Origin of the sequence: Streptomyces sp. URMC 124, assembly GCF_051386455.1 — a bacterium.
Lineage (GTDB): Bacteria > Actinomycetota > Actinomycetes > Streptomycetales > Streptomycetaceae > Streptomyces.
In genome coordinates, this window is the sequence record NZ_JBPQTS010000003.1 from 15108 (window position 1) to 40815 (window position 25708).

Consider the following 25708-nt stretch of genomic DNA (forward strand, 5'->3'; position numbering starts at 1 on the left):
GAGAGAAGAAACGACGATGCACTATTCCTCCGACCTGCCCGGCCCGGACGGGCCGCGGCGGCGCAGACGGCTGCGGCCGTTCACCGCGACGGCCGTCGCACTGACCATCGGAGCCACCTCGGCGGTGGCTCTTCCGGCGGTGGCCGCGCCGGTACCGGCCGAGCGCAGTGCGCGCGCGGCAGAACAGGACCCCGTCGACGACGAGAGCCGTGCCGCCCGTACGGCGGCCGAGACGGGAAGCCCCGTCGAGGTGCTGAGCCGACGGGACGAGACCACACAGGTGTTCGCGAACCCGGACGGCACCTCCACCTGGAAGCAGTACGTCCGTCCCGCCTTCGCCAAGGTCGACGGTGCCTGGAAGGAGGCCGACGCCACCTTGCGCAAACGCGCCGACGGGCGCGTGGGGCCGGCAGCAGCCACCTTCGGGCTGTCCTTCTCGGGCGGTGGGGGTTCCCCGCTCGCCACCATGGAGAAGGACGGCGCCTCTCTCTCGATCGAGTGGCCTGCGGCACTGCCCGAGCCCCGCCTGGAGGGGAACACCGCCGTGTATCCGGAGGTCCTGCCACAGGTGGACCTGCGCGTTCAGGCCGACGTCGACGGATTTGCCCAGCACCTGGTGGTCAAGAGCCGGGAAGCGGCTGCGAACCCGCAACTGGCCAGGATCTCCTACGGACTGAAGAGCAAGGGAGCTGAGCTCAAGGCCGACGGAAAGGGAAACCTGAAGGTCACCGACGGGGCGGGCAAGGAACTCTTCACCGCCCCCACCCCCGTCATGTGGGACTCCTCGGGCGGGCGGAAGACAGCCGGCGGAACAGGAGCCCGTCTCACCCGGAGCGCGGTGGCGCTCCAGGAGGAGGCGCCTCCGTCCAAGGTGGTGGAAATGCCGACGGAGGTCGTGGACGACACCTTGCGGATCGCCCCGGACGTCCGGTTCCTCAACGACCCCGGAACGGTCTTCCCGGTCGTCATCGACCCCATCTTCTCCGGCGGAGGGCGGAACAACTGGACCATCGCCTACAAAAACGGCGGCTCCCTGGACGGGACCTCCTTCTGGAACGGTGGCGGCTTCAAGGACAAGCTCGCCCGGGTCGGCCACGAGGACTGGACGAACGGCACGGCTCGTTCCTACTTCCAGATGAACACCAAGGGCCTGGGCGGAGCGAGGATCGTCAGCTCCACGTTCAACATCCTCAACAGCTACTCCTGGTCCTGCACGGCCAGCCCGGTCGACTTCGGCTGGACGGGATCCATCTCCTCGTCGACCACCTGGAACAACCAGCCCAAGTGGAACAAGACCCTGCAGACCAAGACCTTCGCCCACGGCTGGACCGGCGACGGCAGTGAATGCAAGGGCGGGCAGGGCGAGGACTTCAGCAACGCCGCTCTGAAGGACCTGGTGCAGAAGATCGCGGACGGCAACGAGTCCGAGGTCACGCTCGGGCTGCGCGCGGCCCCCGACCACGAGGACGAGGTCAGCAGCTGGAAGAAGATACACAACAACCCGCACCTGGAAGTCACCTACAACCGGCCCCCCAAGGTCGACTCCGCGCACTGGTACCAGGGACCGTGGAGCTCCGGCGGATCGGGCAGCCGCGAGATGTCGTGCAGCTCCGACCCGGCCGCGTGGCCGACCGTCGGACGTACCGACCTCACTCTGGCCGCCAAGGTGTCCGACCCGGACGGCGGCCAGGTGACAGCGGCCTTCGCCGTGTGGGAGTACGGCGGCGAGGGCGTGTCAGCACCGAAGGCCACCGTGAGCTCCGGCGGCACCGCGCAGGTGACGCTTCCGGTTTCCGGGCTCGAGGACGGCAAGCGGTACAAGTGGCACGTCCGTGCCCGGGACGGCATCGAGGACTCGCCCGACACCCCGCAGTGCGGCTTCAACGTCGACAAGTCGGCCCCGGCGAAGCCGACGGTGACCGCGACGGACGGCTTCCCGCTGGACAAGCCCGTCGTCGCGGCCCGCAAGGACCGCAAGCTGCGGCTCACCTCCAGCGACCGGTTCGGGCTGGACGGCTTCTGCTACTCCCTGAACAAGCAACTGCCGGCCTCCAACGAGCTGTGCGCGGGCGGCACCTTCGTCAAGGCCGACAAGGACGGCACGGCAGCCGTCTCGGTCACACCCAGCCTCTGGCCCAACAACCGCCTGCACGTCCAGGCGGTGGACAGGGCGGGAAACCTCTCCCCGTACGACGGAGGCGACTCGCCCAGGTCCGACACCACACTGATCGTCACCGACCAGCCGGACTTCGTGCACAACGCCGAAGGGCGCGTCGACGGCGACCTGCCGGGTGACCTGGACGGCGACGGGTACGTCGACCTGCTCGCCACCGACAAGCAGGGGAACCTGCGCTTCTACGGGGGCAACGGTGACGGCAGCGTCAAGAAGGCACGGGTCGTGGACGCCGGCGGCTGGAACGGCGCCCGGATCGCCCATCGCGGCGACTTCATCAGCGCCACGGAAGGGGTGAGCAAGGACGGGTACGAGGACTACTTCGTCAAGATCGGCAACAAGGTCTACCTCTACCCGGGCGACGGCAACGGGGCGCCGCTGACGCGCCGGCGCAAGGAGCTGATCCGCCCGGCAGGAAAGAACGACGGACCGCTCGTCGCTCTGGGCCGCAAGTGCGTGGACCTCGCCGGCGGCAAGAACGACAACGGGACCGGCATCCGCATCTGGGACTGCAACGGCACCGCCGCCCAGGACTTCCAGCTGACCGACCGGCGCCTGAGGGCGCTCGGCAAGTGCGTGGACGTTCCAGGTGGCAAGGGCGTGGACGGCACGGCCGTTCAGTTGTACGACTGCAACGGCACCGCGGCCCAGGAGTGGCTGGACCGGGGTGACGGCTCCCTGTACAACGCCGCCTCGGACCGTTGCCTTGACCTCCCCGGGGCGAAGACCGCAAACGGCACTGCGCTGACGGTGCACCACTGCAACGGCACCGACGCGCAGCGTTTCGAGGTGCCCGGCAGTTGGAGCGACGTCCATCAGATCCTCACCCCCGGGAACGTCGACGGGAAGCCAGGCAACGACCTGATCGCCAATGAGGGGCGCCGGCTGGTGGTGTACAGCGGCACGGCCGAAGGCCCCCTCGCGGCGGAGGCGGGGACCTACCGGCTCAGACCGGGTGTTCCGGTGGGCGATTCCCGTGGCAACGAGATCCAGTGGGCGGCATCCGGTGACATCGACGGTGACGGCGTGCCCGACCTCATGGGCCGCCTCACATCGGCCGCCGACCACAGCGACGACATCTACGGCAAGTTGTTCCTGTACCGGGGCTCACGCACGCCCGGTAACCGTGGCGGCGTCTCATACGAGGCCAAGAACATGACGCTGATCGGCGGAGCCGGCTGGACCCTCGATAACATCCCGGACCTAGCCTTCAACGGAAACGTTCAGGGCAAGGTCATCGACTCGGGGATGGGCTACCGTCAGTTCGTCCCGGTCAAAGGGCAGGAGACGCCCGACTTCTGGGCCACCCACGCGGGTGGTGCGTCAGGCACCGGAGTGCTGCGTTTCTACCCCCTGCAGCCGAGCCGGCATGAGGACCCCGTCGTCGTCGGCGACGGATCTTGGACCACCGGCATCATCGGGATCTTCTGACCCGTTCCGGACCTGGAACGCTGCGTGGCCAGGTCTCCGGTCCTGGCCACGCAGCACACGACCTCCGCTGGAACAGGGGGCAGCTATTCGACAAGCGGATGGACTCGGCCGGCGCGGCTGACTCAGGTCGTGATGGGGCGCCATGGTTCAAGGGCAGGGGGTGGTGGCGGGGAGGTCACGGAGGGCATGGTGCCAGTGATGGGTTCGGCTTAGGTCGCATATGCGGTCGGCGACGGTTTCGATATCCCCTACGACCGGATCGACCCATTCTCGCCAGTGCCTACCCTGTTTGCCTGGAAGCCGCTGCTGACGTTCGTCTCCGCGGTGGTGGGCCGCCCGGTATACCGGTCGGCCGATCCGCTCGGCGCCGCGGTCTTACAGATCCAGTCCGACGGCGACCAGCAAGACTGGCACTTCGACATCTCCGAGTACAGCGTCCTTCTCCACGTACAGGCCCCCGGCAAGGAGGCGTATTGCAGTACGCCGTCCGCTCCCGGGACCAGGTCTTGCACGACCCGGACATGCTCGACCGCATCATGGCGGGCGACCCTTCCATTCCCGTCCGCGATCTGCCCACCACACCGGGGATGCTCGTACTGCACGCCGGGAGCATCTCGATGCACCGAGTGACCCCCACGGCCGGGACTGTTCCGCGCTTCAACGCGAGCTGCATTTCGGACGGACTTGCTAGCCGCGATCCGTCATGGTGGCAGGACCCGGAGGCCACTTTCTACCCGGCCGAGAAGGATACCGTCGGCAGGTAGCCCGTCGGGGATTGGATCGGCGGCAGCCTCACAGTGGGGTGGGGGCTCGGGTCCAGGGCTGCGAGCACCTCGGCTGCCGGGTACCCGAAGAGGTCGATGTCCCGGAGAACCACCGGTACGGCGGACGGGCCGGTCGGCGTGGACCCGCACCGGCGAAGATGGACACCTGCGAAACCGTCCCTGTCGAGGCCGATACGCCCCTGGCGGTCCGTGCAGTCACCGTAAGCAAGGAGCTCCAGCCCGTCATAGCAGGCTGTGAAGGCCCAACCGGTCTGGCAGACCCAGGTCTCGCGCACATCTGCCAGAGTCGCGACGGCCCACTGAGTCTCCCGCTCGGACATGCCGAACCGCAAAACGCCTGCGCTATGCGGCAATGCGAGGCCGATCCCCGGCAGCAACTCGAACATCTCTCTATGGTGGCCCGGGCGCACCTGCTGGAGCAAAGGCAGCCACCGCCGTAAGGGCGCCAGGCGCAACGCTCAGTCACGCCTCGGCCCCCGGCCCCCGGCCTACGGTTCAACAGACCGGAGACCGGGGGGCCGGGTTTGTCAGCGGCTCAGGTCTCGGAACCGCTTTACTGCCAAGGGGAAGAACACCGCGATCAGGGCCAGCGGCCAGACCACCGCGAGGAGTTCCGCGTGGGTTGTGGCCCAGGAGTCGCCGCCTGCGCCCGGGTTGCCGAACAGGTTGCGTACCGCGGTGGCCGTCGCCGACATCGGGTTCCATTGCACGATCGCGCCCAGCCACGCCGGCATCGATTCCGGCGAGGCGATGGCATTGGAGAGGAAGCTGACCGGCCAGACCAGGATCTGCACCGCCTGCACCATTTCCGGCTTGCCCGCGACCATCGCCAGGTGGATGCCGATCCACAGCATCGCGAACCGCAGCAGCAACAGCAGTCCCACCGCGCCCAGGAAGGAGGTGAATCCCTCGTGCCAGCGCCAGCCGATCGCGTAGCCGACCGCGATCATCACGGTCAGCCCGACCGCCGACTGCAGCATGTCGGCGACGCTCCGTCCGACCAGCACCGCACCGGAGTTCATGGGCATCGAGCGGAACCGGTCGATGACCCCCTTGCCGAGGTCCTGGGTGACCGAGAGCATCGTCGCCTCGAGGCCGAAGGCCATCGTCATGGTGAGCATGCCGGGCACCAGGTAGGCCTTGAAGTCCCCGTCGACGCCCCGCCCGCCGCCGATCAGGTAGCTGAACATCAGCAACATCATCACCGGGAAGACCAGGCCGACGACCACCTGCACGGGTTGGCGCGCCCAGTGGGCCAGCTCGCGCCTGGTCATCGTCCAGGAGTCGGCGGCCGCCCAGCTCAGCTTTGAGCCCGTGCCCTGCGCCGTGTTCACTCCGTAGGTTGTACTCATGCGGCGTCGTCCTTCGTCAGATGCATGAAGACCTCGTCGAGCGTCGGTCGGCGTACCGCAATGTCCTCCGCCTCGATGCTGTCAGCCTCCAGTGCCCGTACGGTCTCGGTCAGCGCGGCCATCCGGTCGGTGACCGAGGCGCTGATCAGCCGCCGGTCCTCGTCCACCACCACGTCGCCGGGGAGGAGGGAGGCCGCGCGCGTCAGCTGGGCCGTGTCGTGCAGGACCACGTCGATGCGGTCGCCGCCGGTCTTGGACTTCAGCTCGTCCGCCGTGCCCTCCGCGATGACCTTTCCGTGGTTGATCACCGCGATCTGGTCGGCCAGCTGGTCGGCCTCTTCCAGGTACTGCGTGGTCAGCAGGACGGTCGTACCGCCGCCCACCAGTGAGCGCACCGCGGTCCACACCTCGGTGCGGCCGCGGGGGTCGAGCCCGGTCGTGGGCTCGTCCAGGAAGAGCACCTGCGGCCGGGAAATGAGGGACGCCGCCAGGTCGAGCCGCCGCCGCATCCCCCCGCTGTACTGCTTGACGGCCTTGCTGCCGGTGTCCGCGAGCCCGAACCGGGCCAGGAGCTCGTCGGCCCGCGCGCCGGCGCGGCGCGCGCCGAGGCGGTAGAGACGGCCGAACATCTCCAGGTTCTGGCGGCCACTGAGCTCTTCGTCGACGGCGGCGTTCTGGCCGAGCAGCCCGATCCGTGAGCGCACCTCGTCGGCCCGGGTCCGCACGTCGAGTCCCGCCACCTCGACACGTCCCTCCTCGGGGCGCAGCAGCGTGGACATGACGCGCACGGCCGTGGTCTTGCCTGCGCCGTTCGGGCCGAGGATCCCCTGGACGGTCCCGGCCCGGACCGTGAGATCGAGGCCGGCGAGGGCCTGCTTGTCCCCATACCTCTTCCGTAGGCCTTCTACGACGATCGCCGGATCGTAGTCAGGCAAAGCACCCTCCTGCAGTCAGTGGTCAAACTTGACTAGAGGCGGGCACGGTACGCCGCGACAGGTGGACTAGTCAAACTTGATTAGCTTGAGGTCGAGTCGGCCTGGTCGCACCGGGGATGTCACCTGGCCGGCCCCCCGGCCCTGCTCACCCTCAGGGCAGCAGGTCGTACGAGTAGAGAGCGGTCGGGTCGAGGACCGTCTCGGGTGTCGCGGCGGAGCCGATCGGGGAGACGATCGGGTCCTTGAGCCGGTGGCCGCGCAGGCTTTCCGGCGCGGACTGGCCGGGCAGGTAGTTCCGGCCGTTGCGGGACATCCACCCCTCCCAGACCCGGTCGACGTTGCAATGGTGCAGGTAGAACGCCGGGTCGTTGGGCGAGGAGGCCAGGCCCATGTCCCGGCCGATGAAGACGTGCACCAGGTTGTGCAGGCCGAAGGGGTTGAACCCCTCCAGCCGGTTGCGGAAGCCGCTCGAGCTCGTGTTCCGCGGTGAGAAGTCGTACGTGGCGAGGGCCGGGTCGCCGGTCGGCGGGCCGACATCGAAGATCGCGTCGACATCCGCCTTGCCGGGCACGTCGGACGCGTCGACACCGAGTGCCCGGCGCAGCCCGCGCGAGGTCCGGATCAGGGTCAGCGAGGAGTTGGTGGCGATCCGGACCCGGAAGGTGTCCGGGTCCGGATCGTCGAAAGCGAACGGTCCGTCGGTGACCGTGCCGCCGGAGGGAAGGGGGCCGCTGCCGCCCATGCACGACGGCTTCCACAAAGCGCTGTCCTTCGGGTCGCCGAGTTCCATGTCCTGCGTCCAGTCCCAGTAGGGCAGGCCGAACGACGGATCGCCCAGCACACGCTGGAGGTTGGCCTCCATCAGGCTGAGTATCACCCGGTGCCAGGGAAGGAAGATCGGCCCGCGGTGGGCGGCATTGCGGACGTCCGGGTCGCCGCCCGGCGGGACGGCAGTCCGCATGGCCAGGATGTGCCAGATCACGAACAGGTCGTAGGTGCGCACCTGGGCAGGCGGGCCCGCGATGCCGAAGTCCGTGCTGGAGAAGGTGGAGTCCTCGGCCTTGAGCCGCTTGACGCCGGAGATGTAGGCGTCGCGAATGGCGGTGTCCTTGAGGATGTTCTTCCGGACGACGGCCATCTCAGCCACCTCCGTGCTCGTGCCGGCCACCACCGTGGCTGTGGCCGTCGCCGTGGTCATGGTGGCCACCGCCGTGGCCTCCGCCATGGCCGCCACCCTCGGGCTCGGCCGGGTCGGCGGGGAACTCCTCGGGGTAGTTGTCGATCAGCGCGCGCACCGCGTCGAGAGCCGAGAGGAACTGGTAGGCGGGCAGCGCGTGGCAGTGCACCTGGCCGTTCGGGTCCACGCCGAGATGGGCGCCGATCGGCAGGCCGTCCACGGTGATCTCGTAACGGGTGCTGACGACGATCCGGTGACCGTCGTGCACCATCGTGCGGACCGTTGTCGCCGGCCCGGTGTGGTGGGTCGCCGGCAGCTTCGGCAGGCTACTCAGATAGCCGCCGAGCTTCCCCGGGGTAGCGGCGTTGGCCAGACCTTGTGGGTCCATGAGAACCTCCCGGGTCGCAGGTGCCCGGGGGCGCCCCGGGCGCGAACCTCCCTGTCTCCACCGTCCCGCAGCTGCGGCCGCCACGCGCGGTGAGGGACGGCTCACCGCGCGCCCGGGGCCGGCGGCCCGTCGGCCCCGCCCGGCGCACCCGGCTCGGCCTGCGGGGTGGGTGCTTTGACGCTCAGCGGCGCCAGCGGTCCTGACCAGGGCCCTTGCAGGTGTAAACGACGCCCTTCTTGCTCACGCCCGTAGATCCCGGACTGGAACAGTAGGCGCCGGGAGTAACCGTGCCGGCACTGCCGCCCCCGCCGGAGCCGGATGAGCCGCCGGACGACGAGGAACTGGCGGAGCCGCCGGAGGAGGTGGAGCTGGAGGGGGCGCCGGACGAGGTGGCACCGGAGTCATCGGAGTCACCGGAGTCACCGGAGTGGGCATCGCCCGTGCTGGGCGGCGGCACCGGCAGCGGATCCGGATCCGGATGCAGTTTGGTGGATTCCGTCTTCGGGCATGCTGTGCCGGGCGCGGTCAGCTTGAGATGCGCCGTGGTGCGCTTCGGATACTCGATCTCTTTGCCCGCTTCCGGCTTCTGGAAGCAGACGGTCCAGTCGTTCACCGTCGCGGGGAGGGTGATGTCGGTGTAGGCACTCTCGGCTTTGATCGCCTTGAACGCGAACGGTTTGAGCGTCGTGGACGCCTTTGCGAAGGTCTGGCCGACGACCTTCGGCATCTTCGGGTAGGGGATAGGCTCGTCGTCCTTTGCCGGGCACGGCCATTCCTTGCGAACCACGCCGAAGTCGAGTGTGGGCATCGTGCCGGCCTTCTTGGCCGCCACGGTCTGGAAGCACACCTTCCAGTTGTCGTCGTCCCACTGTCCGGCGTCGTTTTCCGAGGCGTCGTGCGAGATGGCGCCGTACCCGGCTGAGTGTGCGGCGGTCTTGGCTGCCCTGAGGTTCTGACCCACGAAACTGGGTGGTCGCCTGGGAGTCGGGCTCGCGGACGGCGCGGCCGCAACGGCCTTCGGCTTGGCGTCACTCTTCGGGTCCTTCGGTGGGTCGCCGAGGAACGGGGTGACGAACCAAAGGGCAGCGAGGATGGTGGTAGTGATCTTCTTCGTCCGGCTCCAGTGACTGAGCCACGCGAGCGCGATCCCGCCGGGCGGGAGCACGGTCAGGGCCGCGATGACGAGCGCCGGGTGCTGCCACCAGCGCCGGGCCGGCCTCAGGAAGTACGGGTGCGGCGGCGGGGGTGGTTGGGGATGGCCGTATCCGGGTGGTGGTTGCGTCATAGTGGGCTCAACGAGCGCGGAAACGAACGGCGCTCAGTATGTGCAGAACGTTCACACTCCTTACTGCTCGGCGCGAGAACTGAGGGATTCAGGGCCGAACGGACGTGGCAGTCGGCTCGGCGGGCGGGCGCTGATCCGGTTGCCCTGGCGTGCACATCTTCAACAGTTAAAACGAACGAATGGGTCAATCTTGAAGCCGGTGTTCAGCACCCTGATCTCGGGCGTGGCCAGGCTGTACCCCCAAGGCACGAACCCCTCGAATTTGTTCTCCGTCGCGCCCAGCCCGTACCACTTCAGCTGGCTGCCCTCCCATCCCTTGACCTGAACGGCGATGGAGGTGGCGTCACCTCCGTTCGAGACGAATCCCTGGTAGTGCTGCCGGTACCCCGGGTGCCCCGCGATCGAGATGTTGGCCCTGATGTGGATCCAGCCGGCCCCGAGGGGGACCGACCCCTCTCCATGGCAGGCCTCCATTACTGCGGGCACGGATTTCACCGGCTTTCCGGTCGGGGTCGGCGACGCAGCCCGTGCGGTGGAAGCCGTTCCCTGGGCGAGACCGCTTGCCGCGATCATGAGTGCGGAGATCACGAGCGCCACTCGTCGGTTCTTTCCCACCCTCAGATGCATGTCAGTCTCCTTCGATGACAACCGGGCTCATGCGCGACGCAGCAGTGCGCAGCACGCGCGGCGCGCAGAGCATTCAAGCAGCAACAGAGGGTCAACAGCAGGGTGCATGGAGTGAAGGGGAGGTGCGGTCTGGCGTGCGCGAGCCGGCTCGGTCCTTCGCCACTGCAGCGGCTGCTCGAACCGGCCCTCGCGGGGCGGGCGCGAACGCTTTTGTGGGGCCAGTGCAAGTAGGGGTGGGGGCCGCGGGAGGCGTGGCCCGTGGAAGGGGAGGTCCGTGGCGACGGACGAGGAACTGCTGGCGCGCTCGGGAACCGACGCGTCGGCCTTCGAACCGCTCGTGGAGCGCCATTCGAGGGCGTTGCACGGCTACTTCGCACGCCGGGCGCCCGGCGCGGCGGACGATCTGCTGGCCGAGGCGTGGCTGCGGGCCTACGCGGGGCGCGGCACCTACGACGCGGCCCGTGGGCCGGTCCGGGCCTGGCTGTTCGGAGTGGCCCGCAACGTGCTGGCCGCGCACTGGAGCGGGCGCGAACGTCCCGTGGCCGCCGCCGCGCTCGCCGGCGAGGCGAGCAGCGACCCGTGGCACGCCGTCGACCGGAGGCTGGACGCGGCGGCGGTCGCGCCGCTGATGCGCCGGACCCTGGCCGAGCTGCCGGCCGTTGAGCGGGAGCTGCTGCTCCTGATCGCGTGGGAGCAGCTCAGCCCCACCGAGGCCGCGGCCGTCGTCGGCGTCCCCGCGGGTACGGCCAGGTCCCGGCTGCACCGGGCGCGCACCCGGCTGCGCGCGGCGCTCGGCACCTTCGCCCCGCTTTCCCTGACAGGAGACCTCGCATGACCGGGCACGACAGGAACCACGACAGGAACCACGACGGGAACACGGACGACGCGGATTTCCTCGACTTCCCCGGCGCCGGGCGGTTGAAGTCCGCGGGCAAGGTCGCGCCGCCCTCGGCGGCCGCCGTCGCCGCGGCGCTGGCCGCGGTCCGGTCGGCAGCAGGCCAGGCAGAAGGAGACGGCCGGGCGGAGGAGAACGCGTCGGCCGTGGAGCTCGAATGGGAGCCGGTGGCGGCGGCGGTCGTGCCCGTACGGACGTGGCGGCGACGCCTTCCCGTGTTCGTCTCGGTGGCGGCGGTCGTGGCCATCGCGCTGGGGGTCGCGTTCCAGCCCTGGTCGGACTCCGGGGACGGCGGCGCGCAGGTTTCCCCGGCGGCGGAGCGGACGGGCACGGCGACGGGGACGGGGACGACGCCGGGGACGGAGATGGGGGCGGCACCGTACTGGAAGGTGCGGACCTTTCAGTGGGGCCGGAGCGTCGAGAAGGACCAGCGGGACGAGTCGTACGAGACCGTCTGGCTGAGCCGGAACGGCGAGCGCGGGCAGTTCGGCAACGGCCCGGTCCGGGAGCACTCCCAGGGGGAGGTGGCGGGGACGTCCTTCTGGATCGGTCGCAATCCGATCATGTGGGACGAGCTGAAGAAGCTGCCCACTGACCAGGCGGCGCTGCGGGACCGGCTCGTCGGGAAGGTCAACAAGGTGGAGTCGGTACCGGAGGCGCTCTTCGACGGCATCGAGGACCTGCTCGCCCGGTCACCCGCCGAACCGCAGCTGCGGGCCGCGCTGTTCAAGGTCCTCACCGGGATTCCCGGGGTGCGGGTGACGGAAGGGGTCAAGGACAGCACCGGGCGCACCGGCACGGCCGTCGACCTGGACGCCGATACGTGGCTCCGGCGACTGATCATCGACACCAGGACGTTCCACACGCTGGAGAGCGTGGACACGGCACGGAACGACGGCCTGAAGTGGGGAACGCAGAAACTGCGGGCCGGAGACCTCCTCCACCGCACCACCTACCTCTCCGTCGGGCCCGCCTGGGATGCGCCGGCGCTGTCCCCGCGGACGTAACGCCCCCGGGAAGTGGCGCAGGTGGAGCGGCCCGGCGGTCCTCTTGGCGGTCCTCCCGGCGGCCCTCAGCCTGCGGGACCCGCGTCGCTTCTTCGTGGTGGCCGGTTCTGGTGGTGGGGACGAAGGGGCGCACAACCTCTTTGGGGTGCGGCGTGTCTGTGTGGGCACGGAGACGGCTGTACCCGCACATCCGTGTGCGTCCGTCAGCCGACACCGACCGACACCATGCGACTTGCGACTCCACGGAGGACACAATGAAGCGTGCTGTACGTACCCGTGTTGCGGGAGCTGCCCTACTCGCCGCCGCGACCACCGTCACCACACTGGCGGTGGGCACCGGAACGGCCGTCGCCGCTCCGGCCCCCGCCGCCGCGTACAACCGGGAGTGCGGCGCCGGATACGCGCAGGTCAACCAGATACCGATCCCCGGCCGCGGGACGGTCTACCTGGCCTACAACGCTGCCACCGGCAAGAACTGTGTGGTGACGAAGCGGAACACCTCGTCCGGCTCGCGGCTGTGGGTGGGCTCCTGGATCCAGCGCAACAGCGAGCTGAAGTCGAAGCAGGAGCAGTACGGCTTCTACACCTCGTACGCGGGGCCGGTCTACCTGGACGCCAAGGGCAAGTGCGTCGACTGGGGCGGCGAGATCGACGGCTACGTCGTGGCCCGCTACAAGACAAACTGCGGCACTCTGGCCTAGACCGGGTAGCAGGCCCGCTCGCCCGGAACCGAAGCGGTGAGTGGAGCGGTGGGTGGAGCGGTGGGCGGTCGGCGTGCGCCCCTGCCTGCCGTTCCCTGGGCCGTTCCTTCGGCCGTTCCTTGGCCGTCCCCTCGGTCGTTCCTTCGGCCGTTCCCCCCTACGCGGCGCCGGTGAGGCGGTTGGCGAGCGTCGAGACCGTGTACGTACCGATGCCGAGGACCACCTCCAGGGCGTTGCGGCGGGTGTAGCCGTGGGCCTGGAAAGCCGCCAGCTCCTCCTCGCTCACCGCGCCCGAGGCGGCAAGGACCTGGAGGGTGAACCGGCGGACGGCGTCGAGGCGTTCGGGGTCCGGGGCGCGACCGCGAGCGACATCGGGCGGCGCCTCGGGGTGTCCGAACAGGCTGCAGGCAAGACGGTCGACCGGCTGCTCGCCCTGGGCTACGCGGAGCGCACCGACGATCCCGGCGACGCGCGCCGCAAGCTCGTCCGGCTCACCGCACACGGCCGCGACGCCCTCGACCGCTCGGCCGTCGTGTTCGGCGAACTGCGGGCGGAGTGGGGCGCGGCGCCGGGCGCGAAGCGCGTACGGGATCGAGGCCGCCCTGCGGAGCGTCGTCCCTGCGGAGACCGCGTTCCGCCTCGACGCCACGAGCCGGCTCGGCGGTTCCTGAACGGCCGGCCCGGCCGGTCGGCCCGGCGCGTCGAAACACCGGCCCCGCCCGCCCGGCTGCGCCGCTACTTCTCCACGGTGTAGCGCAGCTGCGCGAAGCCGCCGACGTCGGCGGTCGAGTCCAGGCGCAACGGGACGTCCTCGGTCAGCTCGCCGAAGAGACGGTGGCCGGCGCCGATCAGGACCGGGGCGACACTGATGGTGAACGCATCGACGCGTCCGGTGCCTAGGAAGCTTTGGATGAGGCGTCCGCCGTCGGGATAGACGTGCTTGATCCCGCGCCGGTCGAGGTCGGCGACGAGGCTGTGCATGTCGCGGTAGACGGTGATGCGCGGGTCGGCGTCCTCGGGAAGGGTGGTGCTCAGGACGCCGACGTGGCGGCCGCCGTAGTGCCAGTTCTCTTCGCCGAAGCCGATGACCTTGTCGTAGGTGTTGCGGCCCGTGATCACGGCGTCGACGGAGTCGAGGAACTCGAAGAAGCCCAGGTCGCCGGCCCTTTGCCGCGCGAGGTCAGCCATTCGATGTCGTCGTCGGGGCGGGCGATGCAGCCGTCGAGGCTGGTGCCGATGAAGACGGTGGTGGTGAAGGTCACAGGGTGCTCCTCAGCAGGTGAGGAGTTCTGGCAGAGCCGCGTCGACTGCACGGGTGTGTTCGGCGGCATGGACGCGGAACTCCGGATCGGAGAGGCCGAGCTGGAGCATGGCGAGGTGATTGGCCATCTCCTCGGGGGTGGACATGTAGCCGGCGAACTCGTCGGCGACGGCGTGCAGGGCCGCCAAGGGCGAGTCGTGAGCGGTCCGCGCCCTCCGGTAGGGCGCGGCGGCGTCGGCGGCGGCGTCCGCGGCGAAGGCCAGCAGCAGGCCCCGCTTGGAGCCGAAGCGCTGCGACAGTGTTGCCGGGAGACTCCTGCTTCAGCGCCGACGTGCGCGAGGGTGAGCTTGGCGGGGCCGTGAGCGCCGATGGCGCGCGGTGGCGGCGAGGATCTCGGTGTCCCGGCCCGGTCCGCAGGGAAGCGAGCCAAGTCCGGTGCGGTGCACGGCGCTTCAGCTGCTCACGATCGTGAGCACGCGGGAGTACTCCGACACGGGTACTTCGCCCGGACCCTGTTCGGACAGGACCGGTAAACGCGTGGGCCGGGGCGCCCCTGACGAGGCGTCCCGGCCCACCGGCCTCAGCGCCGTTCCGGCGTCAGTGCCGCTCCCGGCGCTCAGCGCCCTTCCCGGCGTCAGTGCCGTTCGCGGTGGCGCTGGAAAAGAGCGAGGGCGGCCAGGGACGGTGCGTCCTTGAAGGTGCCCTCGGCGATCAGGTCCCAGACCTCGGCCTCCGGGAACCACCTGGACACCAGGCCCTTCTCCGCGTCCTCGGGCCGCTGTTCGCCCGCCGTGAGGTCCTCGGCGAGGAAGACGTGGAAGCCCTGGTTGCTGTAGCCGTAGGCCTCGAAGAGGTGACCGAGGTGCGTCATGCTTCCCGCGTGCAGCCCGGTCTCCTCGGCCAGTTCGCCGCGGGCCAGTGCCACCGGGTCGGCGGCCGGGTCCTCCTCCCAGGAGCCCTGGGGGAACTCCCAGTACCGTCCGCCCACCGGGTAGCGGTACTGCTCCACGAGGTGGAAGCCGCCGTCGGCGTGGGGAACGACGAGCGCGAAGTCCGGCTTCTCCACCACTCCGAACACCCCCTCGCGCCCGTCGTGGCGCAGCGTCCGGTCCTCCCGCACGGTCATCCAGCGGTTCTCGTACACGACGGCCGAGCTCGTCGCGACGAGCTCCGGTTCTCCGGGTCCTGGAGCCGATCCGGACTGTGCGGCCGCGGGATCGGAGGACACGGTGCTTCCTTCCGTCATCGGCTGCCGCCCGCCTGCGGGCACGCCGTTCGGACGCCTTCCAGGAGCGTCGTGCCGATACGCCCGTTCGTCGTCAGCAGCGCCCCCGACCCGAGGTCATGCCTGCCCCCGAGGTCGCACCACGTACCGCCGGCCTCGGCGACGATCAGCGAAGGTGCCGCGACGTCCCAGACCGACGTGCCCACGGACAGGGCTCCGTCGGCGGCACCCTCCGCGACCAGCATGTGCGCGTAGAAGTTCCCGATGCCCCACGCCGTGCGGAAACCCGAGGCGAAGACACCCAAGGCGGCCATCTCGGCCGGCTCGTACTCGTGGGCTCCGCCGTAGCAGAAGGACGCCTCCGACCGCCGGGCCACCGCGGAGACCCGCAGCGGCCTGCCGTCGCCGTCGTGGGCGCCCCGCCCCCGGCTCGCCGACCAGCTGCGCCCCAGGGCCGGAGCGACGACCGCGGCGTCCGTCACCTCCCCGCCCGACCCGGCCGACCCGGCCGACCCGCCCGACCCATCGGCCCCGGACCCGCCGGAGCGCCACGCCACGAGGACGCCCCAGATGGGGACGCCACGCCGGAAGTTCTCCGTCCCGTCGATGGGGTCGACGATCCAGTGGCCCGCGCCTGTCGGGGAACCGCCGTACTCCTCGCCCAGCACCTCCTCGCCCGGCGCGAGCTCGGCGAGCGCGCGGCGGACGTGCTCCTCGGTCGCCAGGTCGGCCTCCGTCACCAGGGAGCCGTCGCCCTTCGACCAGTGGCGCACCTGGGGGCGTTCGAAGAATTCGAGGGCCGTCGACGAGGCCCGCCGCGCCACCTCACGGGCGACGTGGAGCCGCTCAGAGGTCATGGTACGAAGACCCTTCGACCTCGAGGCGCCCGATCAGTTCCTTGCAGAAGTCGTCGTTGGGGCCCATGAGCGAGGCGGCGAGCGCGTCGCGCAGGTGCCGTTCGATGGGCAGCGCGCCGCGGGAGTACGCCATCCCGCCGCTCGCCATCATCGCCTCCTGCGCGATGTCGGCCGCCGCTTCCGCCGCCGCCACCTTGCAGGCGGTCATGAGCACGGCCATCTCGTCCAGGCTCTGCTTGCCGTCGATCGCGCGAGCCAGCCCCTCCACGAGGCCGCGGGTCGTCGCCAGGCGGATCGCCATGGTGCCGATGTGCCGGCGCGCGACGGGGTACTGGCTGAGGTTCGCGCCGAAGCCACTGGGATTGCCGCTGTACCGGCGGGTGCGGATCCGGTCCAGGCAGGCCCGGTAGGCGGCGGTGGCGATGCCCAGGTAGGCGGCCGACACACCCAGGTGGTAGAGCGGCTGGTTGGCCTCGTTGTACGTGCGCAGCCCCGCTCCCTGCGAACCGGAGTAGAGCAGTGCCTCTTCCCCCACCTCGGCCCGGAACGTGATCCACGTGCTGCTGTTGCCCGCCAGGCCCAGCCCCTTCCACTGCCCGCTCTCGATCCGGCCCTCGTCGGCCCGGACGGCGAAGACCGCGTGGTCGCGGTCGTTGTCGGATCCCGGGGTGCGGGTGGAGACGACGTAGAGGTCGGCGTGTCCGGCCGAGGTGGAGAAGCTCTTGTCGGCCGTGATCCGGTAACCGCCGCCGTCGATCCGCTCGGCGGTGCTCTCGACCGACCACCACTGGGAGCCGGAGCCGGGTTCGCTGATGGCCTCGGTCACCAGCAGGCGGTTCTTGCGGATCTCCGCGAGGTACGCGCTGCGCTGAGGCCCTGCCGGGAGCGCGAGGAACGAGTTCAGCGCCGTCACGTGCATCACGTAGACCATGGCCGTGGAGGCGCAGGCCGTCGCGAGGCGCAGCACCACGTCGCCGAGCTCGTCGGCGCTCGCTCCGGCACCGCCGTCCTCGCGGGGGATGGTGAGGGCCAGCAGGCCCGCGTCGCCCAGGGCGCGGACGGCCTCCTCGGGGAAGCGCCCGGCCTCGTCGATCTCGCGGGCCAGGGGCGTCACGACGTCGCGGATGACCTCGTCCAGCAGGGCCGACCGCGCGGCGCGGCCCTCGGCGTCATGCACCATCGTCTCCAGCTTCGTGCTCGTACTCGTGCTTGTGTTCATGCGCGTACTCGTACTCGTACTTGTGCTCGTACTCATGAGTGCTCCAGGGTGACGAACTGCCTAGGTTGCGCGCGTGCCACGGCGGTCGGCGCATGCCGGCCCAGGGCCGCGCCGACGACTCCGGCGCGGCGCCCCAGGGCCGCCGGGACGATCCGGCACGCGGAGGCCGTGCCCGGCATCGCGAGGCGGCGCGCCGTGCGCGTCAGCAGGGAACCGAAGAGGTCCCACGCGGCGGCCATCCCGCCGCCCACCACGACGACTTCGGCATTGAGGAGGTTGAGGGCGGTGGCGACGCCCGTGCCCAGCCATTGACCGGCCCGGGCGAAGGCCTCCTGGGCGAGCCGGTCGCCCTCGCGGGCCGCCGCGGCCACCTCGGAGGCGCCCCGCACGCTCTCGCCGGTGCGCTCGGCGTACCAGCGGGCGACCGCGGTTCCGGAGGCCAGCTGCTGGAGGCAGCCGTGGCCGCCGCACGGACAGGGCGGCCCGTCGGGCAGGAGCGGTATGTGGCCGATCTCGCCGGCCATCCCGGTGCTGCCCACGAGCAACTCGCCCCCGGCGATGACGCCGCCGCCCACACCGGTGCCCACGAAGACGCCCAGCGCGCTGCGGGCGCCGCGCGCCGCGCCGTACCACCACTCGCCGACGAGGGCCGCGTCGGCGTCGTTGACCACATGGGTGACGTCCACCGGGCCGAGGTCGATGCCCGCCGGGTCCAGACCCAGGAGGTCCTCCGCACCGGGCGCGGAGGACACCAGGCCCGTGCGGGGGTCGAGGGAGCCGGGAACGGCGATGCCCGCGCCCGTCACCCGCAGGCCGGCCGCGGACGCCGAGCCGATCAGGCCGTCGGCCATCGCGGCCAGTTGGCGCGGCAGGTCCGGCGCGCGCGGCACGTCCAGGAACGGCCCCGGCATCTCGCCGTCCGCCCGGACCAGGCCGGCCCGGACGCTGGTTCCCCCGATGTCCACGCCCAGCGTGAGGCCGGCCGTCATCCGAGGCCTACGGGGAGCCCGCCCTGCCGCGCCGACCGGTAGGCCGCCTCGGTGATCAGGACGGTGGACAGCGCCTCGTCCAGGGGCCGCTCCCGCTTCGTACGGTCACCGACGGCCTCGGTGAAGTCGGCGAACATCGCGGCGAACCACTCCTCGTGCGTGGAGCTCGCCGTCGGCGACATCAGGCCGCGTTCGACGCGCCCGCCGGGCCCGTCCACGACGACCAGGTCGTCGAGCACGTCCACGGTTCCGGCCCCCGTGGACAGGCGGTACCGGTTGCTGCGCACCTCGCTGATCCAGCTCAGGACGATCTCGCAGACGCCGTTCGGGAACTCCATCCGCAGATCTGCCCGCACGTCCACCGCACGGTCACCGGCCGCCGCGGTTCCCCCGGCCCGTCGCATGACGCAAGCGACCTTTTCGGGGGTGGCGCCGAACAGGCGGGTGGCCATGTAGACGCAGTGGGTGCCGTGGTCGAGCAGGATGCCACCGCCGGCCACGGCGGCGTCGGTGCGCCAGTCCGCCTGCCACGCCTCCACGCCGACGGCGTGCCGGGGGCGCAGGATCTCGATCGTCAGCTCCATCGGGACGCCGTCCGCCGGCCGGGGCACGGCTTCGGCCAGCGCTTCCATCATGGGGGAGAAGACGTAGTTGTGGACGGGGTAGAACAGCCTGCCGCGCTGCCGGGAGAGCGTGACCAGCTCGCGCGCCTCGTCGCCGGTGAAGGCCACGGGCTTCTCGCAGATCACGTGGTGCCCGGAGGCGAGGGCGGCGCGCGCGTAGGGCACGTGGAAGACCGGCGGTGCGCAGATGTCGACCACATCGACCGCATCGACCCCATCGAGCACATCGACCGCACCGGCGGCCCGGCCGGCCAGCAGGGCGTCGAGGTCGGCGTGGACCGTCGCGCCGGGCAGGAGTGCGGCGGCGCGCGCCCGCCGCAGGGGCGAGGGGTCCACGACGGCGACGACCGAGGCGTCCGGGACCGTCCGGTAGGCCGCGACGCGTGCCTCGCCCGCGGTGCCGAAGCCCACCAGGGCGACCTTCATCGTGCGCCTCCCGTCCGTGCCGCCGGCGAGGGGATGGCCCGCAGGGTGCGGCAGATGATGTCGACGGCCTCGGCGGCCTGGGCCTCGTCCACGGTGAGGGGCGGGTACAGCCTCAGGGTGTTGCCGCCCGTCATCACCAGCACGCCGGCTTCGAGGAGCGCGAGGTACGCCTGACGGACCGTCGCCGTGTCCGCCGGCTCCTTCGTTTGCTTGTCCACGACCAGCTCGATGCCCAGGGCCAGGCCGAGGCCGCGGACGTCACCGACCAGGGGAGCGGTGTCCACCAGGGGCCGGAGTCCGTCCAGGAACTGCTTGCCGAGCCGCTCGGCCCGGTCGGCCAGCTTCTCCTCGTGGATGATCCCGACGGTCGTGGCGACGGCGCGGCAGGCCGCGGGGAAGGCGCCGAAGCTCGACGAGCTGGCGCTGGGGTCGCTGAACGGGGCGGCCGACATCGTCTCCGCCGAGGCGATGACGGCGGAGACCGGATAGCCCGCCCCCATGCCCTTGCCCACGGTGACGATGTCCGGGACGACCGGCTCGTGCTGGTAGGCGAACGACGCGCCGGTCCTGCCGAATCCGGTCATCATCTCGTCGTCGATCAGCACCGCGTCGAACTCGCGGGCCACGGAGGCGAGCGCCGGAAGGTAACCGGGCGGCGGCACGACGTTGCCCGAGCGCCCCTGCACCGGCTCCACGACGATCGCCGCCAGCGCGCCGGTCGAGTGCTGCTTGATCACTTCCCGGGCGCTGTCCACACAGGCCAGCCCGCAGCTCGGATAGGTGAGCTTGAGCGGGCAGCGGTAGCAGTTCGCGTAGGGGGCACTGAAGTTGCCGGGGGGCAGGGGGCCGAGCCGCCCCCGGGCGCTGCCGGTGGTCAGGGCCAGGCTGCCCATGGTTTTGCCGTGGAAGCCGCCCCAGAAGGACAGGAACTCGTGCTTTCCGGTGACCGACTTGGCCAGGCGCAGCGCGGCCTCCACGGCCTCGGTGCCGCCGCTGTAGAGCTGGATCCGGTCGAGCGGGGCCTCGAGGTACTCCTGCAGGACGCGGACCATGTCCAGGCGCGCCGCCGAACCGAAGGCTCCCGCGGTCCAGTCGGACAGCTGCCGGGTCATCTCCTCGACGAAGCGGGGGTTGGCGTGCCCGATGGAGTTGACGCCGCCCGCGCCCTGGAAGTCCAGGACCCGGTTGCCGTCCTGGTCGGTGATGACCGCGCCGTCGGCCGACTCGACGCAGAACCGGGCCCACAGCATGACCGCCTGGAGCCCGGGGCCGATGGTCTCCTGTTCGGCGCTCCAGTGCGCTCGGGAGCGCACGGCCGGCTCCCGTATGCCCCAGGCGACGGGCTCGATGCTGCCTTCGCGAGTCATTCCTGCTCCGATCGGGACGTGGTGTTCGTGGTGCCGAGGGGCCGGGGGCGACCCTTGCGGGTCCGGCCCCGGCCCGGGACGAGCGGGATCAGATCCGGCTCTCGAAGAGACGCATCTCCTGGATCTTCTTGATCGCGTCGAGCTTGGTCATGGCGCACCTCCCTTCTACGGATGGACTTCGGGTGGACCGGATCCCCTGGGGGTGGGGCCGGCGAACGGCGCGGAACCACGCGGATTCCGCGAGCTTTCAGTGCGCTTCGCGCAGGTCGAGGTAGTCGACGGTCTTGCGCCTGCTGTCCGGGAGGAATTCAGCGGGTCCGACGGCGCGGACGGCGACGGAGCATCCCGCCAGTTCCCGGGACAAAAGGGTGCGCATTCCGGGGAGCATGTCGTCTTCGAAATCCGGCGCGGGCTGGATCCGGACGGTGAATGCGGATTCGGATTCCCGGGCGATCTGGAATCGCAGGAGCGGGTAGCGGCGAAGAATCCGCGTCACTCCGCTGAGCCGCACCCGGGTGCCGTCCGCGAAGGACACCACCCCGGAACCCCGGCCGACCAGGTCGGTGATCGCCTGGCCCTGCTTTCCGCACCGGCACGTGATGTCCTTGACGGCTCCAAGATCACCTGTGCGGTACCTTATCAGCGGCATGACGTCATTGGTGAGACCGGTGACGACGATTTCCCCGGAGATTCCCGGGGCGACCGGGAGGCCGTCCGAACCGACTGCTTCAACATATACCTTTTCCTCGACGTGGTAAACACCGTGGAGGCATTGCACGGCAATGTTTCCGAATTCGTACATGGCGTAGTAATCGACGACCCGTGCCGTGGTGAAAGTCGATTCCAGGTATTCCCGCACGCCGGCGGACATGTATTCCCCGAACGTCGCCACCAGCTTGGGCGTCACGCCGGCGTCGGCGTCGACGCCGCCATCGGCCGCCCTGACGGCCTGCGCCAGGACCACGCAGTCGGAAGGGTGCCCGTAGATCACGTCCGGATCGAACCTCCGGACGCGTTCGAGCAGTTCTGCCGGGTCGTCCTCGAAGGCGCCCGTCCCGAATTCGGCGACGAGGGAGTACCCCTTCGCCGGGGACTCGTACTCGGTCCACGGCAGGGGGACGGTCTTCATCGGCACGAGGATGCGGCGCCGGTCGGGCAGGCCGGACTCCCGGTTCCTGCGCAGCGCGGCCGCGTACTCGGACGCTATGTACTCCAGGTCGTGGATGACCTTCAGCGGCACGCCGGTGGTTCCCGATGTCGTGCCGAACCGGCACCGGTCGGGGTCGATGTCGTCGCTGCAGAAGTCCGCCAACCGGTCCCTTACATCGGTCTTGTCCACCAGCGGGAAGCGGGACAACGCTGCCAACGGATCCGCGAGGTCGTCGCCGGACAGCCCGACCGCGCGATAGGCGGGTACGTCCCGCACCGCTCGTGCGAGCGTTGCCGCCAGGCGTTGCCCGAACTCCTCCGGCCGCTCCTCGCCGGCGGACAGTTCTCTGATCCGGTCGACCAGCAGCGCCTCCTGCGCGGCGGTCGACGCGAGGGTGGCCCGGTAGCCGGTCCGTACGGCCTCGTCAGTTGTCGGAATCACGGAACTTCCCCCATGGCTCGGTCACGGTCGGTGCAAATGGAAGGGGTGGGATGAGAGGGGTTTCGCCGGGAGAGCGCTTCGAAGGTTTCGAAGGGCTTCCAAGGGCTTCCAAGGGCTTCGTTAAAAGAGGTCCGGCACCATGGCCGGCCACACCCGCGCCGGATCGCCGAGGACGGTCTTCTCGACGTGCGCGCCTTCGGGTACGACGCAGCCCGGCAGGAGCACGCTGTCGGTGACCCGGGCCCCGGCGCCGATGACCGCCCGGTGCCCCACGACGAGCGGGCCCGACAGCTCGCAGCCGTCCCCGAGCACGACGTCCTTGCCCAGGAGCACGGGACCCGTGACCAGCGCCGCGGGTCCGAGGTCCGTCTCACCCTGGTCGTACACACCCGGCCGGACCTTGCGGGCCCTGTGCTCGGTCCGGAACACCCCCTCGATCCCCTTGGTGTTCGCGAGGTGGAGGAGCTCGTACTGGCCGACGTCGCAGAGCCGGACCTCGTCGTCCTCGAAGACGTCCATGGTCCTTCCGCCGGACGGCAGCGCGGTGAGGACGTCCCGCGACACGTCGAAGGCGTCGGCCGGCGCCCCGTCCAGCAAGTCCGGTCCGGCGATCCACGTTCCGAAGCAGCCGGTGACGGAGTCGCCGACGGGTTTCCCCGGTTTGTAGGAGAAGGAGCGGACCGATATCCCGTCGGACGTCTCCACGTAGTCCCCGCTCCAGTGCGCGGGGACCGGGACTCCGGCGACCGTCACCGTGGGCCGCCTCCGCAGGTGCTGCTCGGCCAGACCCGCGAAGTCGGTGGTGCTGACGATGTCCGCGCAGGTGACCAGCACCGGTCCGTCCGCGAAGAACTCCCGGCAGCGGCGGAGCGTACCGACCGATCCCAGCAGCTCTTCCTCGTGGAAGACCGACAGCCGGTCCGCGTCGTCCCTGTGCTCCGTCAGGTAGGCCGTCATCTTGTCGGGAAAGGCGTGAACGTTGACGCCGATCTCCGTGCAGCCGGCGGCGAAGAGCGCATCGATGACGTGGCCGATGACCGGCCGGTTGAACACCGGGACAAGAGGTTTGGGCAGTGCCCCGGTCAACGGCCGCAGCCGTTCACCGAGTCCGGCCGCGAGGATGAATGCCTTCACTGGACGTCCTGTCTCACACGGGAGGGAAGTGGTGCCTTGCGTCGTTCCGCCCAGGCGGCAGCGGGCCCGACGGCCGCTCCCGCGCCCAGCACCACCACGCCGATGCCGAGCCAGGCGGCCCATCCGTAGGCCAGGATCAGACCGGCCAGGGCGACCGGGCCGACGATGTGCATGAGCTGGGGCCCCAGGCCGAACACCGCCAGGTACTCGCCGCGGCGGTCGTCCGGCGCCAGCCCGTAGGAGATCCCCCAGGCGGCGGCCGCCTCCAGGAGCTCCCCGGCCGTCAGGACGACCGTCCCGGCGATCAGCAGGCCGAGCGTCCGCCACCCCGAACTGCCGTCGGTGGCGGCGAACACGACACACGATGCGGCAATGGCGCAGGCCGCCCTCCGCTGGGCCCGGGCGGCGCCGCGGATCTTCTCCGCGCCCCGGCCCGCCCGTGTCTGACAGAGCACCGCGAGAACGGTGTTGAGGAGGAAGACGGCCGCGATGGCGGCATGAGGCGCGTCCGTCCTCCGCAGCACCCACAGCGGCAACACGATGCCGAGCAGGGTGTCGTTCACCATCATGATGCCGTTGATCACGGTCAGGGTGAGGAACGGGCCGTCCCGCAGCGCCGCCCTGCCCGTCCGCGTACGGTCACGCGGTACGGGCGCCGTTCTCGGCATGAAGAAACCGATGAGCACCAGATCGACGACATAACTGATCGCGTTGACGACCGGAAGCGCGACGTACGCCTCTCGCGTGCCGATGGCGAGACAGGCCGCCGCCAGCAGCATTCCGAGGGACGTCCCTATGTTGGCGTTCACCCGGATTCTCGCGCTGGCCCTGACCCTGGACTCGCTTCCCAGGACGTCGCCGACGTAACGGCCCCGGCTCAGGCCGGCCAGTGTCGAACACACGGTGGACGCCACGACGACCGCGAGAAAGGAAGGGAAACCCGTGACCATCGGATAACTGGCGAAGAGCGCCATGAGGAGCCCCACCGAGAAGAGCCAGCAGGCCCAGGAGCCCATCCGGTCCACCAGCATTCCCAGGGGGACCTGCGCGGCGAACGCCACCAGTGCCGCCACCGAGAGCCCGAGGCCCACCTGCGTGCCGCTGCATCCCACGTACCCCGTGAAGAACACGGCGCTCCCGGCGGCGAACACCCCGGACCCGACGGCGGTGGTGACCGAACCCAGCGCGAGCGCGGGCGGCAGCCCGGAACCGGAACCCAGGAGCCGTGCCGCCCATCCGGCCCTGCTGCTGCATGTCACGGACATCGCCGCGCCTCCTTTCCCCGTCCTGGTGTGCCGCCTTCCGAAGAACAGCCTGTTCGACCGGGAAAAGGTGATCAAGGAGTTGTCCGTTGCCCCTCCGAGTTGGCAACGCACGTCACCGGTTGAGGGAACTGGCGTTCGTTGACTGTTTTGTGAGTGCTCATCGGAGCTTCCGGGACGGAAGAGGAAGGGCGAGCGTGAGAACTGACGAGGAGCCCGCGGCCGCGGACCGCGAGGGCCGGAAGGCAAGACGCCCGTGGCCGAGGAGAAGCCGCACGCCGGGCCGGGGGCCGCGGAAGAAGCGCCCTTGGTGGCAGGAGACGCTGATGCTCGCCGGGGTGGCCCTGGCCCTGGCCCTGCTGATCAAGACCTTCTTGATACAGGCGTTCTCGATTCCCTCGGGTTCGATGGAGAACACTCTGCAGAGGGGCGACCGGGTGCTGGTGGACAAGCTCACCCCGTGGTTCGGTGCGAAACCGCACCGCGGCGAGGTCGTCGTCTTCAGCGCCCCCGACGGCTGGTCGCAGGAGCTCCCGGAGCAGAGCAGCACCGTCCCGCAAGGCGTGCAGAAGGCGCTCTCCTTCATCGGCCTGATGCCCTCCGCGGAGGAGAAGCACCTCATCAAGAGGGTCATCGGAGTCGGCGGCGACACGATCACGTGCACGGCGGGCGAACCGGTCAAGGTCAACGGCACGCCGCTGAACGAGTCGTACCTCCACCCGGATGCCACCCCGTGCGACGACGCGCCCGTCGGCACGGTCAAGGTTCCCCAGGGCCGGCTGTGGGTGATGGGCGACCACCGCAACGACTCCGCGGACTCCCGCGCCCACAGGAACGCGCCGGACCACGGCTTCGTCCCCGTGGAGAACGTGATCGGCCGAGCCGTCGCGATAGCGTGGCCGGTCTCCCGCTGGGACACCCTGCCGGTACCCGACACGTCCCGGCGATAGCGGCACGCGCCTCAGGGCGTGTCGAGCGCTTTTCAGCGCCCTCCGGCA

The 25708-nt window shown here is 70.3% G+C and carries 26 protein-coding genes and 1 pseudogene; 7 read left to right on the plus strand and 20 right to left on the minus strand.

Annotated features, from left to right (window positions below; translation table 11 throughout):
• The first annotated feature begins 16 nt into the window (after positions 1–16).
• Positions 17–3604, plus strand: a complete 3588-nt coding sequence (locus ACSNOG_RS01045) for a ricin-type beta-trefoil lectin domain protein (RefSeq protein WP_436750563.1) — start codon at positions 17–19, stop codon at positions 3602–3604.
• Positions 3605–4077: 473 nt separating this feature from the next.
• Complete coding sequence (locus tag ACSNOG_RS01050) at positions 4078–4368, plus strand: hypothetical protein (RefSeq protein WP_436750564.1); 291 nt, start codon at positions 4078–4080, stop codon at positions 4366–4368.
• Here the strand turns inward: ACSNOG_RS01050 and ACSNOG_RS01055 are convergent.
• From ACSNOG_RS01055 to ACSNOG_RS01085, 7 genes are all read right to left on the minus strand, one after another.
• Positions 4335–4775, minus strand: a complete 441-nt coding sequence (locus ACSNOG_RS01055) for a hypothetical protein (RefSeq protein WP_436750565.1) — start codon at positions 4773–4775, stop codon at positions 4335–4337. The two genes, ACSNOG_RS01050 and ACSNOG_RS01055, sit on opposite strands and share 34 nt — an antisense overlap.
• A 141-nt stretch (positions 4776–4916) precedes the next feature.
• Positions 4917–5663, minus strand: a complete 747-nt coding sequence (locus ACSNOG_RS01060; RefSeq protein ID WP_436750638.1) for an ABC transporter permease — start codon at positions 5661–5663, stop codon at positions 4917–4919.
• 74 nt (positions 5664–5737) lie between these two features.
• Positions 5738–6676, minus strand: coding sequence for an ATP-binding cassette domain-containing protein (locus ACSNOG_RS01065; protein WP_436750566.1), 939 nt, complete (start codon positions 6674–6676; stop codon positions 5738–5740).
• 151 nt (positions 6677–6827) lie between these two features.
• Complete coding sequence (locus tag ACSNOG_RS01070; protein WP_436750567.1) at positions 6828–7901, minus strand: tyrosinase family protein; 1074 nt, start codon at positions 7899–7901, stop codon at positions 6828–6830.
• A complete protein-coding gene (locus ACSNOG_RS01075) occupies positions 7816–8241 on the minus strand; it encodes a hypothetical protein (protein WP_436750568.1) in 426 nt (141 codons plus the stop codon). The genes ACSNOG_RS01070 and ACSNOG_RS01075 overlap by 86 nt, the downstream gene beginning before the upstream one ends.
• A gap of 181 nt (positions 8242–8422) precedes the next feature.
• Positions 8423–9526, minus strand: coding sequence for a hypothetical protein (locus ACSNOG_RS01080; RefSeq protein WP_436750569.1), 1104 nt, complete (start codon positions 9524–9526; stop codon positions 8423–8425).
• Positions 9527–9685: 159 nt separating this feature from the next.
• Positions 9686–10153 (minus strand): hypothetical protein, encoded by a 468-nt coding sequence (locus ACSNOG_RS01085; RefSeq protein WP_436750570.1) that lies wholly within the window; start codon positions 10151–10153, stop codon positions 9686–9688.
• Positions 10154–10427: 274 nt separating this feature from the next.
• Between ACSNOG_RS01085 and ACSNOG_RS01090 the strand changes: the two genes are divergently transcribed.
• The 3 genes from ACSNOG_RS01090 to ACSNOG_RS01100 all read left to right on the plus strand — a co-directional run bounded on the left by ACSNOG_RS01090 (position 10428) and on the right by ACSNOG_RS01100 (position 12756).
• Positions 10428–10988, plus strand: coding sequence for an RNA polymerase sigma factor (locus tag ACSNOG_RS01090; protein WP_436750571.1), 561 nt, complete (start codon positions 10428–10430; stop codon positions 10986–10988).
• Entirely contained in the window at positions 10985–12055 is a 1071-nt protein-coding gene (locus ACSNOG_RS01095; protein WP_436750572.1) for a CU044_5270 family protein, read from the plus strand. The genes ACSNOG_RS01090 and ACSNOG_RS01095 overlap by 4 nt, the downstream gene beginning before the upstream one ends.
• Before the next feature lie 254 nt (positions 12056–12309).
• The gene (locus tag ACSNOG_RS01100; protein WP_436750573.1) at positions 12310–12756 is read left to right on the plus strand and encodes a spore-associated protein A; all 447 of its coding nucleotides are present in this window, start codon (positions 12310–12312) and stop codon (positions 12754–12756) included.
• A gap of 157 nt (positions 12757–12913) precedes the next feature.
• On the opposite strand, the pseudogene ACSNOG_RS01105 reads toward ACSNOG_RS01100, so the two are convergent.
• A pseudogene (locus ACSNOG_RS01105) lies at positions 12914–13102 on the minus strand (carboxymuconolactone decarboxylase family protein); the annotation flags it as partial.
• 42 nt (positions 13103–13144) lie between these two features.
• On the opposite strand from ACSNOG_RS01105, the gene ACSNOG_RS01110 reads away from it, so the two are divergent.
• Positions 13145–13510, plus strand: coding sequence for a hypothetical protein (locus ACSNOG_RS01110; protein WP_436750574.1), 366 nt, complete (start codon positions 13145–13147; stop codon positions 13508–13510).
• On the opposite strand, the gene ACSNOG_RS01115 is transcribed toward ACSNOG_RS01110, so the two are convergent.
• The 12 genes from ACSNOG_RS01115 to ACSNOG_RS01170 all read right to left on the minus strand — a co-directional run bounded on the left by ACSNOG_RS01115 (position 13492) and on the right by ACSNOG_RS01170 (position 24713).
• Positions 13492–13737, minus strand: coding sequence for a dihydrofolate reductase family protein (locus ACSNOG_RS01115; protein WP_436750639.1), 246 nt, complete (start codon positions 13735–13737; stop codon positions 13492–13494). The genes ACSNOG_RS01110 and ACSNOG_RS01115 overlap by 19 nt on opposite strands.
• A 134-nt stretch (positions 13738–13871) precedes the next feature.
• Positions 13872–14018 carry a hypothetical protein gene (locus tag ACSNOG_RS01120; protein WP_436750575.1) on the minus strand — a complete coding sequence of 49 codons (147 nt, stop codon included), beginning with the start codon at positions 14016–14018 and terminating at the stop codon, positions 13872–13874.
• Positions 14019–14028: 10 nt separating this feature from the next.
• Positions 14029–14205, minus strand: coding sequence for a hypothetical protein (locus ACSNOG_RS01125; RefSeq protein ID WP_436750576.1), 177 nt, complete (start codon positions 14203–14205; stop codon positions 14029–14031).
• Positions 14206–14651: 446 nt separating this feature from the next.
• On the minus strand, positions 14652–15245 hold the full coding sequence (locus tag ACSNOG_RS01130) for an NUDIX domain-containing protein (protein WP_436750577.1): 594 nt from the start codon (positions 15243–15245) through the stop codon (positions 14652–14654).
• 14 nt (positions 15246–15259) lie between these two features.
• A complete protein-coding gene (locus ACSNOG_RS01135) occupies positions 15260–16099 on the minus strand; it encodes an inositol monophosphatase family protein (RefSeq protein ID WP_436750578.1) in 840 nt (279 codons plus the stop codon).
• Positions 16089–17318 carry an acyl-CoA dehydrogenase family protein gene (locus ACSNOG_RS01140; RefSeq protein WP_436750579.1) on the minus strand — a complete coding sequence of 410 codons (1230 nt, stop codon included), beginning with the start codon at positions 17316–17318 and terminating at the stop codon, positions 16089–16091. The genes ACSNOG_RS01135 and ACSNOG_RS01140 overlap by 11 nt, the downstream gene beginning before the upstream one ends.
• A gap of 32 nt (positions 17319–17350) precedes the next feature.
• Positions 17351–18307, minus strand: a complete 957-nt coding sequence (locus tag ACSNOG_RS01145; protein ID WP_436750580.1) for an ROK family protein — start codon at positions 18305–18307, stop codon at positions 17351–17353.
• Positions 18304–19356, minus strand: a complete 1053-nt coding sequence (locus tag ACSNOG_RS01150) for a Gfo/Idh/MocA family protein (RefSeq protein WP_436750581.1) — start codon at positions 19354–19356, stop codon at positions 18304–18306. The genes ACSNOG_RS01145 and ACSNOG_RS01150 overlap by 4 nt, the downstream gene beginning before the upstream one ends.
• Positions 19353–20723 (minus strand): aspartate aminotransferase family protein, encoded by a 1371-nt coding sequence (locus ACSNOG_RS01155; protein WP_436750582.1) that lies wholly within the window; start codon positions 20721–20723, stop codon positions 19353–19355. The genes ACSNOG_RS01150 and ACSNOG_RS01155 overlap by 4 nt, the downstream gene beginning before the upstream one ends.
• Positions 20724–20970: 247 nt before the next feature.
• Complete coding sequence (locus ACSNOG_RS01160; protein ID WP_436750583.1) at positions 20971–22149, minus strand: phenylacetate--CoA ligase family protein; 1179 nt, start codon at positions 22147–22149, stop codon at positions 20971–20973.
• Positions 22150–22434: 285 nt separating this feature from the next.
• Positions 22435–23448, minus strand: coding sequence for a sugar phosphate nucleotidyltransferase (locus ACSNOG_RS01165; RefSeq protein ID WP_436750584.1), 1014 nt, complete (start codon positions 23446–23448; stop codon positions 22435–22437).
• Entirely contained in the window at positions 23445–24713 is a 1269-nt protein-coding gene (locus ACSNOG_RS01170) for an MFS transporter (protein WP_436750585.1), read from the minus strand. Before ACSNOG_RS01170 ends, ACSNOG_RS01165 begins: the two co-directional genes overlap by 4 nt.
• A 149-nt stretch (positions 24714–24862) precedes the next feature.
• On the opposite strand from ACSNOG_RS01170, the gene lepB reads away from it, so the two are divergent.
• The gene (gene lepB / locus ACSNOG_RS01175; protein ID WP_436750586.1) at positions 24863–25660 is read left to right on the plus strand and encodes a signal peptidase I; all 798 of its coding nucleotides are present in this window, start codon (positions 24863–24865) and stop codon (positions 25658–25660) included.
• Positions 25661–25708 lie beyond the last annotated feature (48 nt).

Coding starts and splice junctions, on each gene's coding strand:
- ACSNOG_RS01135 (WP_436750578.1), bottom strand. CDS start 16,099: ATGACCTCTGAGCGGCTCCACGTCGCCCGTGAGGTGGCGCGGCGGGCC.
- ACSNOG_RS01140 (WP_436750579.1), bottom strand. CDS start 17,318: ATGAACACAAGCACGAGTACGAGCACGAAGCTGGAGACGATGGTGCAT.
- ACSNOG_RS01055 (WP_436750565.1), bottom strand. CDS start 4,775: ATGTTCGAGTTGCTGCCGGGGATCGGCCTCGCATTGCCGCATAGCGCA.
- ACSNOG_RS01070 (WP_436750567.1), bottom strand. CDS start 7,901: ATGGCGGAGGCCACGGCGGTGGCCACCATGACCACGGCGACGGCCACA.
- ACSNOG_RS01170 (WP_436750585.1), bottom strand. CDS start 24,713: ATGTCCGTGACATGCAGCAGCAGGGCCGGATGGGCGGCACGGCTCCTG.
- ACSNOG_RS01075 (WP_436750568.1), bottom strand. CDS start 8,241: ATGGACCCACAAGGTCTGGCCAACGCCGCTACCCCGGGGAAGCTCGGC.
- ACSNOG_RS01145 (WP_436750580.1), bottom strand. CDS start 18,307: ATGACGGCCGGCCTCACGCTGGGCGTGGACATCGGGGGAACCAGCGTC.
- ACSNOG_RS01155 (WP_436750582.1), bottom strand. CDS start 20,723: ATGACTCGCGAAGGCAGCATCGAGCCCGTCGCCTGGGGCATACGGGAG.
- ACSNOG_RS01060 (WP_436750638.1), bottom strand. CDS start 5,663: ATGACCAGGCGCGAGCTGGCCCACTGGGCGCGCCAACCCGTGCAGGTG.
- ACSNOG_RS01115 (WP_436750639.1), bottom strand. CDS start 13,737: ATGCACAGCCTCGTCGCCGACCTCGACCGGCGCGGGATCAAGCACGTC.
- ACSNOG_RS01150 (WP_436750581.1), bottom strand. CDS start 19,356: ATGAAGGTCGCCCTGGTGGGCTTCGGCACCGCGGGCGAGGCACGCGTC.
- ACSNOG_RS01080 (WP_436750569.1), bottom strand. CDS start 9,526: ATGACGCAACCACCACCCGGATACGGCCATCCCCAACCACCCCCGCCG.
- ACSNOG_RS01045 (WP_436750563.1), top strand. CDS start 17: ATGCACTATTCCTCCGACCTGCCCGGCCCGGACGGGCCGCGGCGGCGC.
- ACSNOG_RS01100 (WP_436750573.1), top strand. CDS start 12,310: ATGAAGCGTGCTGTACGTACCCGTGTTGCGGGAGCTGCCCTACTCGCC.
- ACSNOG_RS01095 (WP_436750572.1), top strand. CDS start 10,985: ATGACCGGGCACGACAGGAACCACGACAGGAACCACGACGGGAACACG.
- ACSNOG_RS01085 (WP_436750570.1), bottom strand. CDS start 10,153: ATGCATCTGAGGGTGGGAAAGAACCGACGAGTGGCGCTCGTGATCTCC.